Here is a 15,669-nt window from a genome sequence, read left to right on the forward strand (position 1 = left end):
GCAACTCACATCGGAAAGCCCATGGCCTTGATGCCCTTGATCCACGCGCGCTTCCAGCCGCCTTCGGCGTCGGCGCCATCGAAGGCATGGAAGGTGACCTTGGCCGCCAGCCAGCGCACCGGCTCGGGCGGAATCCAGCTCGGTCCCAGCCTGGCGATATCGAGCTCCTGCTCCGGGCTGTTGCGGCCGAACAGGATATTGATGCCCATGAATGCCCCGAAGCGGCTCGCGGCCACGCCAAAACCCGTGTAGCCCGCAACGAACACGCCCTTGCCGCCGAGGTAGCGCTTGGCGAACACCGAGCCGCGCGAGCAATAGTCGATCGGGCCGCCCCATGCATGCGAGAAGCGCACGTCGGAGAGTTGCGGGAAGGTCTTGTAGAACGCTTCCGCGAGCCGATAGTAGGTTTCGCGCTGCCCGTCCTGCGGCGGATGCGGATCGCCGTCGAAGTGATAGCTCACGAGGCCGCCGAAAATAATGTTGTTGTCTTTGGTGAGGCGGAAATAATTGAGTTGCGTGCGCGTGTCGTAAATGCCCTGGCGGTTCTTCCAGCCAATGCGCGCAAGCTGTTCTTCGGTGAGCGGCTCGGTGGCGAGCACGTGATCGCGCACTTGCAGCACGCGCCGGTTGATATCGGGAATGCCGACCTTGGCCGTGCCGCTGCCGAACAGCACGCGCGGCGCGCGCACGCTGCCGCCGAGCGTCTTGACGAAGACGGTCTCGCCCTCATCCTTCACGCTCGTGAGCGGCGAGTGCTCGTATAGCCGCACGCCGAGCGCGAGCGCCGCGCGCTTGAGGCCCCATGCCAGCTTGGCCGGGTGCACGATGCCGCTACGATTGCGCGACCACAGCGCGCCCGCGAACAACGGCGAATCCAGCTGCTCGCGCGTGGCCTGCTCGCCCAATAGCACCACGTCGTGGCCGTGCTGCTTGTGCAGTTCGTAGTCGGCGCGCAGATGCTCGACGTGGTCGGGGTCCACCGCCACCGTCATTTCGCCGTTCCATTCGATGTCAGCGTCAATGCCGTAACGCTTGAGCGTTTCTTCGAAGCCATCCAGATTGCGATGGCCGAATTCCTCGAGCTGCGCGATATCGTTCGGAAACACCCGCACCGCATTGGGCAGGCCGTGCATCACTGAAGTCGAGATGATGCCGCCCGCACGGCCCGATGCGCCATGCGCGACGCGGCCCGCTTCGATCACCACCACATCGAGCTCGGGCATCTGCTCCTTGGCCTGCACGGCCGCCCACAGCCCCGTGAAGCCGCCGCCCACGATCAGCAGGTCCGCCTGGGTGTCGCGCGTGAGCTTGGGCTCGGCCGGCGGCTGGTCAGGGTTATCGAGCCAGTACGGCGAGAGCCTGGTGCGCGAGAGCGCATCTTCGACGCTCAGCGCGTTGGGCTTGCGGGCCGCCTGGCGCGCGGCGGCGGGCGCCGGCATGCCGGCTTCGTAGAGTTGCGCGCTTTTACTCATGATGGCGTTCACTGCTTGAGGCGTGAGGGGAGCATGCCGCCCTCAAGAGGACGGCACGGCTTGACGCGATTCCGGATTTAATGCCTGGTTTAATTACACGCTATTCCAGGTTATTCCGGGTTTAAGGTTTATTGCTTTTCAAGCAGGACGTAGAACTTCCTGGCGTCTTCGATGGTTTCCCAGCGGCCTGCAAAGCCCGCCGGCAGCAGATAGCCCTCGCCTGCCTTGAATTCCTTGCGGCCGCCGTTCGCATCGGTGAGCGCGATCTTGCCTTCGACGAGCCACACGGCTTCGTCAGCGGTCGTCTCGGGGAAGTCCACCGCGCCCGCCTTGCCTTCCCACCAGCCGATCACGTATTTGCCGCTCTGCCCCTCGGCCGCACGCCAGTCGCTTTCATCCATGCCGAAGTCGAGTTTGGTGAATTCGCCCAGGCCTGCGCCCAGTTGCACGATGTCCTGAATCAGCTTGCTCATGTGTGTCCTGTTTTATTCAATGAAATCAGTGACGCTAAAGTTACCGATTCGCGACGTCCCGGTATGCCCTCCCTCAGGGGGGACAACGTGCGTTTTGACGGCTTCCGGGGGCACTCGAGGCTTCGGCTATAATGAGTTCGCCTTTCAATCGGGGCACGCCATGCAGATTTCCGTCCCCTCCCCAGCCAGCGATCCGTCGAATTTTCCGCTCTCGTTCAAGACTCTCGGCAACGTTATCGAGGCCGTCGGCACGCCCGATTTCGTGCGGCGCCTCACGTTGCTGCTCAACGAGATCATTCCGCTGAACGTCGTGCATCTCGAGCGCTCACGCGCGGACAGCACGATGCCCAACGGCTTTCTGTGCGAATGGATCGGCAGCAGCGGCGTGGGCATGGACACCGGCGCGATCTCCGAGGTCATGACGCTCTACTACGACCGCTTCCATGAAGTCGATCCGCTGTTCGCGGGTATTCGCGGCAAGATCGGCACCCTGCTCGTGGTGCGCGACATCGGCGCGATTCCGCCCGGCGAGTTCCGCCAACGGCTTTTCGATGAAGCCTTCATCGCTCATGAATGCGTGCTCGCGCGCGGCACGCGCCACGCCCAGCACTCCATCGCCATCGAGCGCGCGCTCCATGAACCGCCGTTTTCGCTCGCGGAAATGAACCTGTTTCGCAACGTGAGCGATTTCCTGTTTCCGCTGCTGGAACTGCATGCCTCGACCAGCGCGGCCAGGCGCGTGGCCCATCCCACCTCGTATCTGCACCCGCTCGCGCAATTCGACGCGCGCATCGCGGCCGATAGCGTGCGGCTTTCGAAACGCGAATACGAAATCTGCGCGCATCTCATCGAGGGCAAAACGGTGCCCGAGGCGGCGGAAATCGTCGGCGTGCGGGCCGCCACGGCCGAAACTTATGTGAAGCGCGCATTCGCGAAGCTGGGCGTGCGCACCAAGCGCGAACTGGTTGCGTGGGGGCATGCGCCGGCTCGTCTGCAAGCGCCATAACATCCGCTGCCTCTCTGCTGCAGCTCCGCCGCCGTTGCGCAGCCGGGTTATTTCCTCCGGTTAATCCCTGATACCCTTCCTCATCGCCGGCGTAACACCCCGCCAACATCGATCGGCATCGATGTAAACATCTCAACTTCGTGATTTGCACGGGCGGCGTGTCGCCTACCATCGGCGCACTCGCATCAACCCGCATCAACCCGCATCAACCTGCATCAATCAGACGGAGACACGGTCCATGCAAAGCGAATTCAACCAGCCGCTCGGCGGCAACGAGATGCCGCGCTTCGGCGGCATCGCCACCATGATGCGCCTGCCGCAAGCCGCCACCACCGAAGGCCTCGATGCCTGCTTCGTGGGCGTCCCGCTCGACATCGGCACCTCGAACCGTTCGGGCGCGCGCTTCGGCCCGCGCCAGATCCGCTCGGAATCGGTGCTGCTGCGCCCGTACAACATGGCCACGCGCGCGGCGCCGTTCGATTCGCTGCAAGTGGCCGATATCGGCGACGTCGCGACCAATCCGTATGACCTCAAGGACTCGATCCACCTGATCGAAGCAGCCTACGACGAGATCGTCGCCAACGGCTGCCGGCCGATCACGCTGGGCGGCGACCACACGATCGCGTGGCCGATCCTGCGCTCGCTGCACAAGAAGTACGGCAAGGTGGCCGTGGTTCACGTGGACGCGCACGCGGACGTGAATGACACCATGTTCGGCGAGAAAATCGCGCATGGCACGCCATTCCGCCGCGCGGTGGAAGATGGCTTGCTCCAGTGCGATAAGGTCACGCAGATCGGTCTGCGTGGCACGGGCTATCACGCCGACGATTTCGACTGGTGCCGCAAGCAGGGCTTCACGGTGGTGCAGGCCGAAGCCTGCTGGAACAAGTCGCTCGCACCGCTCATGGAAGAAGTACGCGCGCGCGTGGGCGACACGCCCGTGTACCTGAGCTTCGACATCGACGGTCTCGATCCCTCGTTCGCGCCCGGCACGGGCACGCCCGAAATCGGCGGCCTCACGGTGCAGCAGGGCCTCGAAATCATTCGCGGCATGAAAGGCCTCAATGTCGTGGGCGCCGACCTCGTCGAGGTCTCGCCGCCGTACGACCAGGCCGGCACGACCGCACTGGTCGGCGCCAACCTCGCGTTCGAAATGCTCTGCATCATGCCGGGCGTGGCGTACCGGTGATCCACGAGACCTTACGATGGCCACGATACCTTCGATTACGACGCCCGCAGAACAGCAACGCGAATTCGTCTTGCCGGCCGCAACGATTGCCGGCGCGCCTGTGAGCGACGGCGCGCAAAACGGTATGCATCACGCGACGCCCATCGTCAACGCCTCGACGGGCGCGACCATCGGCTGGCAGGAGCACGCCGATGCAGCGCTCGTCGACAAGGCGGTGCGTACGGCCCACGCCGCGCTTGGCTCATGGCGTGACACCACGCCCATCGCGCGCGGCAAGTTGCTGAAAAAGATCGCAGAGCTGATCGAATCGGACCGCGCGCGCCTGAGCGCGATGCAGATGCAGGTGAGCGGCAAGCCGCCCGCGGAAGCCGACATCGACGTGAGCGACGCTGCGGCCACGTTCAACTATTACGCCGACCTGTGCTTCGACGACAAGACCTTCGCGCCCGAATCGCTCGCATTGCCCGACGACAGCGTGACGGGCGAGCGCTTCTATGAAGCCGTTGGCGTGGCGGCGTTGATAGTGCCGTGGAATTTCCCGATGGTCACCACCGCATGGAAGATCGCGCCCGCGCTGGCCGCCGGCTGCACGGTGGTGCTCAAGCCATCCGAGATCACGTCACCGGTCGAGCACATCATCGCCGCCATCATCGACGAGGCGGGCGTGCCAGACGGCGTCGTCAGCCTCGTGAACGGCGGCGCCGAAGTGGGCGCGCTGCTCACCGCGCATCCGCTCGTCGACAAGATCTCGTTCACGGGCAGCACGGCATCGGGCAAGAAAGTGATGCAGACAGCCGCGCAGGACATGAAGCGCGTCACGCTGGAGCTCGGCGGCAAGTCCACGCTCATCGTGCGCGCCGATGCCGACGTGGAGCACGCCGTCACGCTCGCCGTGGGCGGCGCGTTCACAAACGCGGGCCAGATGTGCTCGGCCACCGCGCGCATCCTCGTGCACGACGACGTGTACCGCAGGTTCATGGCCGCGTTCGAAACTGCGGTGCGCGCCATCGTGGTCGGACCGCCGCAAGCGGCGAACGTCACGATGGGACCGCTCGTGTGCGCGGCGCAGCGCGCGCGCGTGCAGTCGCTCGTGGAGCAAGGCCTGGCAGCCGGTGCGTCCATCGCGTTCTCGGGCCGCCTCGATCAAGCCTGCGCGGAGGGCTTCTTCATGGCCCCCGTGGTGATTGCCGAGCCGCCAGCCGACAACCTGCTGTGGACCGACGAGATATTCGGCCCGGTGGCGTGCGTCAAGTCGTTCCGCAGCGACGAGGAAGCCATCGCGCTCGCCAACGACACGCGCTATGGACTTGTCGCGACCGTCGTGACCGCCGAGCGCGACGCCGCGCGCCGCTACCAAATGCAGTTGCGTGCGGGGCTGGTGTGGATCAACACGCCGCAACTGATCTTTCCGCAAATCTGCTGGGGCGGGCTCGGGCTCAGCGGTATCGGGCGCGAGCTCGGTCTGGCCGGGCTGCGCAGCTATCAGGAACTGCGGCATGCGCTGGCAGACGCTGGCTATCAAACCGCGCCCGTTTGAATCGCCTCGGGTGGGCGTGCCCGGGCCAAGCAATCAAGCGTAGCTATAAACACCGTGGCCGGTCTTGCGCCCCAGCCGGCCCGCGGACACCAGCTCGCGAAGGAGCGGGCACGCCCGATACTTAGGATCGCCAAAATCCTTGAGATAAACATCCATCACCGAAAGGCAAACATCGAGACCCACGAGATCCGCCAGCGCGAGCGGCCCAATAGGATGATTCGCGCCCAGGCACATGCCGGCGTCGATTTCCTCTGCGGTCGCCGCCCCTTCGGCCAGCAGGAAAAAGGCTTCGTTGATCATCGGCACGAGAATGCGGTTGACGACGAAGCCCGGCGAATTCTTGACGCTGATGGGCGACTTGCCGAGCCGCGTGGTCAGTTCGCGAATCGCCTCCGCCGTGGCGGCGCTGGTCTGCAGGCCGCGAATGATTTCGACCAGCGGCATGAGCGGGACCGGATTGAAAAAGTGCATTCCGACGAAGCGCGCCGGATCGCCGAGTGCCGCGCCCAATGTCGTGATCGAAATGGACGAGGTGTTGGACGCAATAATGGCGGTGGGCGCCACTACCGATTCGATCTGCTTCAGAATGCGAATCTTCAGATCGAGGTTTTCCGTGGCCGCTTCGATCACGAGGTCCGCGCCCGCGAGACGCTGGTAGTCGGTGGACGTTTCGATGCGGCCGAGCGCGGCGTCCTGCGCAGCCGCCTCCAGTTTGCCCTTTGCCACGAGACGGCCGAGGCTGTTGCTGAGCGCGGCGATGCCTTTGGTCAGTGCGGCATCGGCCACGTCGATCATGATGACCTTGAGGCCCGCGACAGCGGCGACCTGGGCAATGCCGGCGCCCATCGTTCCAGCGCCGATGACGCCCAATGTTTCGATTTTCATCGCAAGTTTCTCCTGCGCGCACGGTCGCGCGTTGCTATTACGTACTATTACGTATCGTCATGCGGCGATCCTAGCATCGCGGGGAAAGGGCCAGCCTGGCCAAACCTGCCGCTCTAGTGACAAATTTGGCCACGCCATGCAGCGCCGCCGGTTGCCTCGTCTCAGGGGTTTGGGGCCCGACAGCAATGGGTCTGCGCGACTTACGATATTCGTGCGGGACAATCGGCACGCTCCGGTATCCCTGAGTGGCGAATTTGCCCGCTTGCCCGGGCTTTTCCAAATCGAACTCGAGTATGTAAAAGGCCTTGTTTTAAATGGCCTTTCAGCGCGCCATACCCGTCACACGGCCTAAATAATTCCTGCCGCGCGCAACGCTTCGAGTTGCGCCTCATCCATGCCGAGGCGTGCATAGATTTCCCGATTGTGCTGCCCCGTTTGCGGTCCCGTCGTCATCTCGGCCGGGGTTCTTCCCACATAACGCGGCACGGGCGCTGGCGCGGGAACCGTGCCCAATTCCGGGTCCTGCAATTCGACGAGTACGCCACGCGCCTGAAAATGCGGGTCCGCCTCCACATCGGCAATCGTATAGATCTTGCTGAACGGCACCTCGCAATCTTCGAGCCGCTTCGCGATCTCCGGATACGGCAAGGATCTGAACCACGTTTGCACGCAGCGATCCAGTTCAGCCAGGTTCGCAACCCGGTCCGTATTGGTCAGAAAGCGTGGATCCTGTGTCAATTCGGGCTGGTCCATCGCCCGGCACACGCGCGCGAAAATGGCGTCGCCGGTGCCGACCAGCGTGACCCATTGGCCATCCGCCGTCTTATAGACGTTCGACGGCGCGGTATAGGTCGCGCGCGATCCGGTGCGCATCCGCGCCTCTCCGGTGTAACGGTATTCGGCCGCCAGAGGGTCGAGCAGACGCAGCATTGCCTCGGTGGCGGACAGGTCGATCTCCACGCCCTTTTGCTGGCCGGCCGGCAACGCGTTACGCTCGGCCAGCGCGGCAGAAATGGCGAACGCGCCGAACAGGCCTGCAACCGCATCGCCCAGCGGATAGTTCATATGCTGCGGGGGACCATCCGGTTCTCCCGTCAGGTTCGCAAAGCCGCTCATCGATTCGAAAATACGTGCGAAGCCAGGGCGGCGCGCATACGGTCCGGTTTGCCCGAAACCCGTAATGCGCAGCACGATCAATCGCGGGTTGTGCTCATGCAAAGTCGCCAGATCGAGCCCCCACTTGTCCATCGTGCCGGTGCGAAAATTTTCCACCAGTACGTCGAAATCGCGAATCAGGCGCAAAAAGAGCGCGCGCCCCTCGGGCTTGCGAACGTCGAGCGAAATGCCTTTCTTGCCACGATTGGCGGTCTTCCAGAAAAGCGGAATGCCGTCGTGCACCGGTGCCAGCGTGCGCAGGGAATCGCCTCCTCCCGGCAATTCCAGCTTGACGACTTCCGCGCCCAGGTCGCCGCAAAGCGTCGCCGAAAATGGACCGGCGAATACCGTGGCCATGTCCAGGATGCGCACGCCGTGCAGCGGGTAATGTGCGGTCTCCATCTGCCTACTTCCCCTCGCCGCGCAACACGAGCCTGGCAATATTCAACTGATGTATCTGGCTGGTGCCTTCGTAGAGGCGGAACAGGCGCACGTCGCGGTAGTAGCGCTCGATCGGGCTGAAGTCCGCCACGTAGCCGGAGCCGCCGAACATCTGGACCGCGCGGTCGGCCACCCGCCCGCACATTTCCGATGCGAAGTATTTGCACATCGATGCCGGGAGCGCGACGTCCTCGCCCCGGTCACGGGCGCGCGCGGCTTCGACGATCATCGAGCGCGCGGCGAAAATTTCGGTGCGGCAATCCGCGATCATCGCCTGAACCAGCTGGAAGTTCGCCACTGGCTGGCCAAATTGCGTGCGATGCGTGACATAGTCGATGGCGAGGTCGAGCATGCGGATCGCCGGGCCCGTGCACAATGCCGCGAGGTGCAGGCGCTGCTTGTTCAGCACCTTCATCACGGTCTGGAAGCCGACGCCTTCGCGCCCGCCGATCAGCTGGCTCGCATGCACACGGCAATCCTTGAAATACACATCGGACACCGGCGATCCGGCCTGGCCCATCTTGCGATACGGCTCGCCAGTGGTGAGTCCGTCGCTGCGTTCGACCAGAAACGCCGAGAGACCCGTGCTGCCGCGCGTGCCTTCTTCGGTGCGGGCGATTACCGTGAATATGTCCGCCACGGGAGCGTTCGTGATGAAACACTTGGTGCCGTTCAGCACGTAATGATCGCCGTCCTTGCGCGCCGTGGTCTGCACGTTGCTCGCTTCGGAGCCGGCCTGCGGTTCGGTCAAGGCAAGGCAGCCCGTGAGTTCGCCCGTCGCCATGCGCGGCAGCCAGCGACGCTTCTGTTCTTCGGTTCCATCGGCCACCAGCGCCTCGGAGCCGATTCCGGTATTGGTGCCCACGCGGGCGCGAAGGGCCACGGACGCTTGCGACAACTCCATCGCGCACAGCACCAGTTCTTCCGTGGTCAAGCCCAGGCCGCCGTAGGCTTCCGGGATGCTCCAGCCGAAATAGCCCTTGCGCCGCAGCGCTTCGACCATGTCCGGCGGCACGAGATCGTCGCGGGCGACCTGTTCTTCGATGGGGAGCCACTGTTCGCGCACAAAAGCGCGAACATCGGCAATCAGGGCTTCAAGGTTTTCATTATTTCGGATCACGAATCTAACTCCGGGCAAGCGTGAATAGGGATTGAGACGCCAAAGCGAATTCAGGTTCGCACGTCCGGCGATGCGCGACGGGTCGCCAACATCATGAGCACGGCGCCGCCGACTGCGATCACTCCCAGCGCGGTCAGCGCCGGATAGAGACTGCCGGTGCTGGTTTTGATCCAGCCCACCAGGGTCGGACTGGCGAAGGCGCCCGTGCCGCCGATGCTGGTGATCAGGGCAATCCCGGCGGCCTTGGCGTCGCCGTCGAGGAACGAAGGCGGGATCGTCCAGAACACCACGAACGCGCCGTACGACGCCGCGGCGGCGACACCGAGCATGGCGATGGCGAAGCCCTGGCTATGCAGCGCCAGCGGCAGCATGCCAAAGCAGATCGCCATGACGGCGCTGCTGATCAGCAAGTGCCAGCGCCGCTCCTTGAGACGGTCAGAACTCGCGCCCAGGATCCAGGTCCCCATTGCAGCGGCAACGAACACCAGGCTCGACAGCCAGCCCACGTGAATCAGGTTCTTGATGCCCATGTCCTTTAGGATGGTCGGCGTCCAGAAACCGATCGCATTGAACGGCATGATCACGCAGAAATAGGCGACTATCGCAACATAGATCCGCGGTTGTCCAAGCACCTTGAGGATCCCATGTCCCGCTGCGTGCCCCCGTGCGCCGCCGCCCTCGTCGGCGCGCAATTGCTCGAGGACGATGGCCTTTTCCTTGTCGCTGAGCCAGCGTGCGTCGGCCGGGCGATCGCTAAGGATCAGGAAGGCCAGCGCCCCCAGCAGCAGCGACGGCATCCCCTCGGCCAGCAGCAGCCATTGCCATCCCTTCAAGCCGAGCAGGCCCGCCATGTGCACCATGATCCACGCAGATACCGGGCCGCCGATAATGCCGGCAAGCGCCGTGGAGGCCATCAGATAGCCCGTCACGCGTCCGCGCCGTGCGGAAGGGAACCAGATCGTCAGATAGAACAGCACGCCGGGGAAGAAGCCCGCTTCGGCCACGCCGAGCAGCACCCGCAAGACATAGAACTGCATGGGCGTCTTCACGAACATCGTCGCGCTGGAGATCACGCCCCACGTCACCATGATGCGCAGCAGCGTGCGGCGCGCGCCGATACGCTGCATCAGCACATTGCTCGGGACTTCGAACAATACGTAACCGAGGAAAAACAATCCGGCGCCCAGTCCGTATGCCGCCTCGCTGAAGCCCAGATCGCTCATGAACTGCAGTTTCGCGAAGCTGATGTTCACGCGGTCGAGGTACGCGCAGACGTAGCAGACAATCAGGAGCGGCAAGAGCCGGAACAGAATCTTTCGATAGGTGGCGTCGACGTCGGCGGGCGCGGCGGGCATATGGGCATCGTCCGTTGCGGTGACGAATTTGGCGGTGTTCAACGATGTCTCCTTCATGGGGGCGGGCTTCACCGGTCTTGGCCGGTGATAAGGGATGCGTCAGCGGCGACGCGCCCGACCAATGCGGCGACTCTACGCGCAAGCATCACAGGGAATGAACTAGAATTTCAAATATTGAAATCCGGTTGCAGCAAGGCCATTGGCGGCTATTTCGGGGAATTCGTATGCGCAAATCGCTGAACGCTTATTCGATGCAGGACGACACCGATCTGCGCCGCGTGAAGGAAGACGACCCATACTTTTCCGGCACCCTGGCCAAGGGCCTGCTGATCATGAAGTGCTTCGTAGGCGAGCCGCGCGCCCATGCCAACAGCGAGCTTGCGGCCCGGCTGGGACTGTCGCGCCCGACGGTTTCGAGGCTATGCCGAACCCTGCATGCGCTGGGCTTTCTCGACCACGACGAACGACTGGACCGCTACTTCATCGGGCCCGCCGCCGTGACGCTTGCGTATCCGTACCTGATCAAGACGCCGATGCTGGCGCTCGTGCGCCCGGCCATGCAGGCGCTGGCCGATCGCGTGGAGGGCGCGGTTTCGGTCGGCGTAACGATGGATCTCGACGTGGTGTATCTGGAAACCTGCGCTTACGAGGAAGGCACGCTCAAGCGCCCCGGCGTGGGCGCGGTGAACGGCGTGCTGGAGACGGCCATGGGGCGCTCGTGGCTAGCGCAATTGACGGCGCCCGAACGGCAGGAATTCCTCAAACGCGCCCGCCAGCTTCGTCCCGAAAGCTATGCCCGCACCCACAAGCGCGCGATGGACGCCGTGGCGGGCTACGCCCAACGCGGATATGCGATCAACATGGGCGATTCGGGGCTCGGCGTGCTCGCGGTTGGCGTGGCGTCGCGAATCCATTACGGGCCGAGAAGGCTTTTGTTCAATTGCGCGGTTCCCGGCCTGCGCATGGGCGAGAAGGAACTGCACGACACGCTCGGACCTGAACTCGTGCAACTGGTCAGTCTCGCGGACAGGCAAATGGGGTTGCGTTGAGGTCGGGGGCCTCGACAATATCCGCCACCCCCGCACATTCAGCATCCTGGAAATTTTCGCCTTACACGATGGATCTGCTTCCGCATTACGAAAGGGAACCAGGTCTGCTGCGCCGCTCGATCGGCGTATTTGCGGAGCGCTACCCCAAGATTGCTGCCCGCCTCGGAATGGTTGGCGACCATGTCGGAGATCCCCATGTCGAACGGCTCCTGCAATCGTTCGCGCTGCTCGCCGCCCGTCTCGGCAGCCGCCTCGATGACGCTTATCCGGAGTTTGCCGACGCTTCATCCCGATTCGTGGATGGCGCAACGACTCGCGCCGCTGTCGGCAAGCCATCTCAGTCTCTTTTGCACCCCGGTCGTCAACTTGTTCCGGCCCAGGGCACAGCCACTCAAGCGAGATCCGGTTACGGGCCTGTACCCGGTGAATCGCACGAAAACAGCCATCACGGGCAGCGAGATCTGGTCGGTCAACGAGGTCCGGAATGCGGCCGGCACGGCCCCGAAGAATGTCATTCGTCCATTCACCTCGCTGATGCATGGTAGTTCGGCGAAGCTCGCGGGCCCGACGCCAGGTGTCATACCGTTCCGTCGTGGCAGGCGGCGCTTTCGCCGGCGCACCAGCGCGCAGGAATGGAACCGCAGCACGCACACGCGAGAGTTTCTCCTCACGGCTCATCTGCTCGAGATCCGCTTGTTTGCGCACCAGGGCGATCGCATCGGTGTTGGACACTCCGGCCCGTTTCAGCAAAAGCGTCTGGATCTGCTGCCATTGCCCGGGGGTTAGCGCCAGTTCGCGGTTTGACTCCCCGGTCTGGCTGTAGGCGCACGGTCTTCCGCCTGCGTCGAGTGCATGCCAGACGCTAATGGGTCCCAGCAGCGCCTCCTGTTCTCGTCCCGTAAGCACGGGCCAGAGCAGGCTGAGCGCACGCGCGTCGTGGAAACGCAGTACGCACGCGCGTCCTGCGTCGTCGTACTGCAAAGCATGACCGGATGGCCGCGCAATTCGAAGCGTCCAGGCATGGCGCAACGCAGTGCGCCTGCGCCGTGAAAGCGCTTCATGCGCCACATCCGCTCTTCGAGCCTGATCTGCGCACGGCGCTCGCCCTGATCGCGGTCCGACCACATGTACACACCGGGGTAGTCGTAGGCCTCGCCATCGGTCGGCAAGCTGTTTGCGGTATCGGTGACGCCCTGGACCTGCCTCGGCAGGTCGGGGCGCTGGTAGTCGAACGAGCGCGAGGTCAACTGCGCGCTCTCGATCTGCAACTGCTCCTTCCACTGCGTGAATCCGTCGAGCTCGTCGCCAATGCTCATGCGTCCGAATTGCACAACTGGCTTTTCAACTCAGGGACAAACCAGGCATCGTCGGTCAGCACCATCGTGTGCGAGCGGCCATCGTTTGCCTGCTCGAAATACGAAAATACCCCGACCTCCTCCATACTGCGATAGACGAAATTCAGGTCGTATTCCCACTGCACGCGATTCGAAGACGACGGCAGTGGCGTGTGCAGATCGAAACGGAATGCGCCACGTGCCTGCGGATGCGCGTTGAACACATCGGTGAGAATCTGCTCACCGTTCCGCTCTTGCCAGTCGCGCATATCGCGCCGCAGGCGCAGGAAATACAGCCAGGACGAAAACCGAATCTGATAAAAGGTCAGCGGCCCATCCGACCCAAGCCGGCTAAACCGGTGAACATAGCCGTTGACCGGCATGTAGGCGCCGTCCATCTGCTGGCCCCAGAGCGTGCCGGCCTTGCCGGGCAAGGCAGTCAGATCGATCTGATCGCCTCGCCGCGAAACGGCGTCGACGATGAATTCGTAATCGCGGCCCAGTCTCGCCTGCCTTTTACGTAAAGCGGCAATAGCCAGTCGGCGCCGATCGGCGAATCGAACTTGAACAGACGGTTATATTGCGGATTGCGCAGGCGCAATGCCGAGTCGAGTGCGGTGTGATCCATGCACCTTTTCCTTTGCTCATATTCGGACGAGTTATTGCCAGCCTGCGATTATAAATTCATGACGGAACTGTAAAGCAAGGATTTTTGAGAAAAATGCGGGATATTTTTACTGATTAAAGGCAATACCTCCTGCCATTATCTGGTAAAAAATCCCACATCTGGAATATGCAATGCGCATTGATAATGCCAATACCACGCTGTTTGGGATTTACGTCCCAAGCCCCCCCGGCAAACGCCGCGTCACCCACTGCGTGGCTTGATCGTAGGCATGCGCCAGTTGCAGCACGGCAAGATCGGCGTGCGGCTTGCCGATCACCTGCAAGCCCATCGGCAGGCCCTGCGCGTTGAAGCCCGCCGGCACGCACATCACGGGCAGGCCCGCGAGCGTCCCGCCGATCACCACCTCCATCCAGCGGTGATAGGTGTCCATCGTGCGGCCCGCGACGGACTGCGGCCAGTGCTCCTTCGCATCGAACGGGAAGATCTGCGCGCTCGGCAGCACGAGGTAGTCGAAGCGCTCGAACAGCGCGAGCAGCGCGTTGTACCACTGCGTGCGCGCGACTGTGGCGTTCCACACGTCCTCGCCCGAAAGTTTCAACCCGCCCTCTACCTCCCATTGCGCCTCGGGCTTGAGCAGCGCGCGCCTGGCGGGATCGCGATACAGTGCGCCCAGCGTGCCCGCCACGGAGAAGTGGCGCAGCGTGAGCCAGCAGTCCCAGAGCTTGTCCATCGCATAGTCGGGACGCGTCGCCTCGACCTTGCAGCCAATTGATTCGAAGTCCTTGAGAGCGGTTTCGCAAAGAGCGAGCACGCCGTCTTCCATTGGCAGATAGCCGCCGTAATTGCCGAGCCAGCCGATTTTCGCGCCACCGAATTCACGCGCGAGCGGACCGGTAAATTGCGCCGGATCTTCGGCAATCGAGAGCGGCGCGCGTGCATCGTAGCCCGCCTGCGTGGAAAGCAGCATGGCCACGTCGGGCACGCTGCGGCCCATAGGCCCCGCACAGCCAAGCTGGTTGTAAAACATGTCGACGGCAGGCACCGATGGCACGCGCCCCTGCGAAGGCCGGAAGCCGAAGATGTTGTTCCAGCCCGCCGGATTGCGCAGCGAGCCCATCATGTCGCTGCCATCCGCCACCGGCAGCATGCGCAGCGCGAGCGCCACCGCCGTGCCGCCGCTGCTGCCGCCCGCGCTGCGCGTGGGATCGTAAGCGTTGAGCGTGGTGCCGAACACCGGGTTGTAAGTATGCGAACCCAGGCCAAACTCCGGCGAATTGGTCTTGCCGATGAAGATCGCACCTTGCGCGCGCATGCGTGCGGCCACCAGCGCGTCGGCCTTCGGCACTTCGTCGCGGAAGATCGGCGAGCACTGCGTGGAGGGAATCCCGGCCGTCGCGGTGAGGTCCTTGGGCGCTTGCGGAATGCCGTGCAGCCAGCCAAGGTATTCGCCGCGCGCGAGTTGCGCGTCGCGCTCGCCGGCCTCGGCCAGCAGGGTGGCGCGCTCGCGCAACGAGACAATCGCGTTGGCCGGCGTGTTCACGCGCTCGATGTGGTCGAGGAAGGCGCTCATCACTTCGCGGCAGGAGACCTTGCGAAGGCGGATCCATTGCGAAAGTTCGAGCGCGCTGGCGGCGACGATTTCGCCATGCGTGGGCTGGGCGGGAGAAGGCGATGCCTGATTCATGCGTGACTTTCTTGAACGAAGGATTGTGGATGGGGACCGGAGAGCGTCATAGTTCCGCGCGATTCCAGCGCCAGCGCTAAATGCCGGCAAAGAAGGCCGCAGACGATAAAGTCATACCATTCGAGCGCATTACCGACAACGGCGGCGGCCCGTGCGCAGCGACGTTGCTCGTATTGGAAAGCCGGATTTCGAAAGATAATAGATACGCGGACAATCTCCATCAATCACGTTGGCGTTCGGAACGTTACTCTCCGGCTAATGATCGCAGAGGACCGCGGGCGTCCTTCCAGCCGCCCCGCCCGAATTGCGACGGCTCGTGTTCTGGTGCAGAATTTCCTGCC

Annotated in this window: 15 protein-coding genes and 1 pseudogene; 6 read left to right on the top strand and 10 right to left on the bottom strand. The window is 63.4% G+C overall.

Annotated elements, in window-relative coordinates; translation table 11 throughout:
• Positions 1–5: 5 nt before the first annotated feature.
• Both PWP93_RS25605 and PWP93_RS25610 read right to left on the bottom strand, forming a co-directional pair.
• Entirely contained in the window at positions 6–1,439 is a 1,434-nt protein-coding gene (locus tag PWP93_RS25605; RefSeq protein ID WP_421046997.1) for an NAD(P)/FAD-dependent oxidoreductase, read from the bottom strand.
• A gap of 161 nt (positions 1,440–1,600) precedes the next feature.
• The gene (locus tag PWP93_RS25610; RefSeq protein ID WP_421046545.1) at positions 1,601–1,945 is read right to left on the bottom strand and encodes a cupin domain-containing protein; all 345 of its coding nucleotides are present in this window, start codon (positions 1,943–1,945) and stop codon (positions 1,601–1,603) included.
• 160 nt (positions 1,946–2,105) lie between these two features.
• On the opposite strand from PWP93_RS25610, the gene PWP93_RS25615 reads away from it, so the two are divergent.
• The 3 genes from PWP93_RS25615 (at position 2,106) to PWP93_RS25625 (ending at position 5,677) form a co-directional block, all read left to right on the top strand.
• A complete protein-coding gene (locus PWP93_RS25615; protein WP_421046546.1) occupies positions 2,106–2,951 on the top strand; it encodes a helix-turn-helix transcriptional regulator in 846 nt (281 codons plus the stop codon).
• A 238-nt stretch (positions 2,952–3,189) separates the two neighbouring features.
• The gene (speB, locus tag PWP93_RS25620; RefSeq protein ID WP_421027813.1) at positions 3,190–4,140 is read left to right on the top strand and encodes an agmatinase; all 951 of its coding nucleotides are present in this window, start codon (positions 3,190–3,192) and stop codon (positions 4,138–4,140) included.
• Positions 4,141–4,156: 16 nt separating this feature from the next.
• Positions 4,157–5,677, top strand: coding sequence for an aldehyde dehydrogenase family protein (locus PWP93_RS25625; protein WP_421046547.1), 1,521 nt, complete (start codon positions 4,157–4,159; stop codon positions 5,675–5,677).
• A 33-nt stretch (positions 5,678–5,710) separates the two neighbouring features.
• Here the strand turns inward: PWP93_RS25625 and PWP93_RS25630 are convergent, their stop codons facing one another.
• From PWP93_RS25630 to PWP93_RS25645, 4 genes are all read right to left on the bottom strand, one after another.
• Positions 5,711–6,562, bottom strand: coding sequence for a 3-hydroxybutyryl-CoA dehydrogenase (locus PWP93_RS25630; protein WP_421046548.1), 852 nt, complete (start codon positions 6,560–6,562; stop codon positions 5,711–5,713).
• A 348-nt stretch (positions 6,563–6,910) separates the two neighbouring features.
• Positions 6,911–8,119, bottom strand: a complete 1,209-nt coding sequence (locus PWP93_RS25635) for a CaiB/BaiF CoA transferase family protein (protein ID WP_421046549.1) — start codon at positions 8,117–8,119, stop codon at positions 6,911–6,913.
• A 4-nt stretch (positions 8,120–8,123) separates the two neighbouring features.
• Positions 8,124–9,278 (bottom strand): acyl-CoA dehydrogenase family protein, encoded by a 1,155-nt coding sequence (locus PWP93_RS25640; protein ID WP_421046550.1) that lies wholly within the window; start codon positions 9,276–9,278, stop codon positions 8,124–8,126.
• A gap of 50 nt (positions 9,279–9,328) precedes the next feature.
• Complete coding sequence (locus PWP93_RS25645; protein ID WP_421046551.1) at positions 9,329–10,675, bottom strand: MFS transporter; 1,347 nt, start codon at positions 10,673–10,675, stop codon at positions 9,329–9,331.
• A gap of 182 nt (positions 10,676–10,857) precedes the next feature.
• On the opposite strand from PWP93_RS25645, the gene PWP93_RS25650 reads away from it, so the two are divergent.
• The 3 genes and pseudogenes from PWP93_RS25650 to PWP93_RS25660 all read left to right on the top strand — a co-directional run bounded on the left by PWP93_RS25650 (position 10,858) and on the right by PWP93_RS25660 (position 12,468).
• Positions 10,858–11,682 carry an IclR family transcriptional regulator gene (locus tag PWP93_RS25650; protein WP_421046552.1) on the top strand — a complete coding sequence of 275 codons (825 nt, stop codon included), beginning with the start codon at positions 10,858–10,860 and terminating at the stop codon, positions 11,680–11,682.
• A gap of 68 nt (positions 11,683–11,750) precedes the next feature.
• Positions 11,751–11,966 (top strand): annotated as a pseudogene (locus tag PWP93_RS25655) (type VI secretion system baseplate subunit TssF); the annotation flags it as partial.
• 16 nt (positions 11,967–11,982) lie between these two features.
• Complete coding sequence (locus tag PWP93_RS25660) at positions 11,983–12,468, top strand: type VI secretion system baseplate subunit TssF (RefSeq protein WP_421046553.1); 486 nt, start codon at positions 11,983–11,985, stop codon at positions 12,466–12,468.
• On the opposite strand, the gene PWP93_RS25665 is transcribed toward PWP93_RS25660, so the two are convergent.
• The 4 genes from PWP93_RS25665 to PWP93_RS25680 form a co-directional block, all read right to left on the bottom strand.
• The gene (locus tag PWP93_RS25665) at positions 12,465–12,998 is read right to left on the bottom strand and encodes a contractile injection system protein, VgrG/Pvc8 family (protein WP_421046554.1); all 534 of its coding nucleotides are present in this window, start codon (positions 12,996–12,998) and stop codon (positions 12,465–12,467) included. The two genes, PWP93_RS25660 and PWP93_RS25665, sit on opposite strands and share 4 nt — an antisense overlap.
• Positions 12,995–13,519: a phage late control D family protein gene (locus PWP93_RS25670; RefSeq protein ID WP_421046998.1), complete on the bottom strand. Its 525-nt coding sequence runs from the start codon at positions 13,517–13,519 to the stop codon at positions 12,995–12,997. Before PWP93_RS25670 ends, PWP93_RS25665 begins: the two co-directional genes overlap by 4 nt.
• On the bottom strand, positions 13,456–13,644 hold the full coding sequence (locus PWP93_RS25675) for a hypothetical protein (RefSeq protein WP_421046555.1): 189 nt from the start codon (positions 13,642–13,644) through the stop codon (positions 13,456–13,458). The genes PWP93_RS25670 and PWP93_RS25675 overlap by 64 nt, the downstream gene beginning before the upstream one ends.
• 208 nt (positions 13,645–13,852) lie before the next feature.
• Complete coding sequence (locus PWP93_RS25680) at positions 13,853–15,328, bottom strand: amidase (RefSeq protein ID WP_421046556.1); 1,476 nt, start codon at positions 15,326–15,328, stop codon at positions 13,853–13,855.
• Positions 15,329–15,669: the final 341 nt, after the last annotated feature.

Source organism: Paraburkholderia sp. A1RI-2L (assembly GCF_048957375.1).
Lineage (GTDB): Bacteria > Pseudomonadota > Gammaproteobacteria > Burkholderiales > Burkholderiaceae > Paraburkholderia.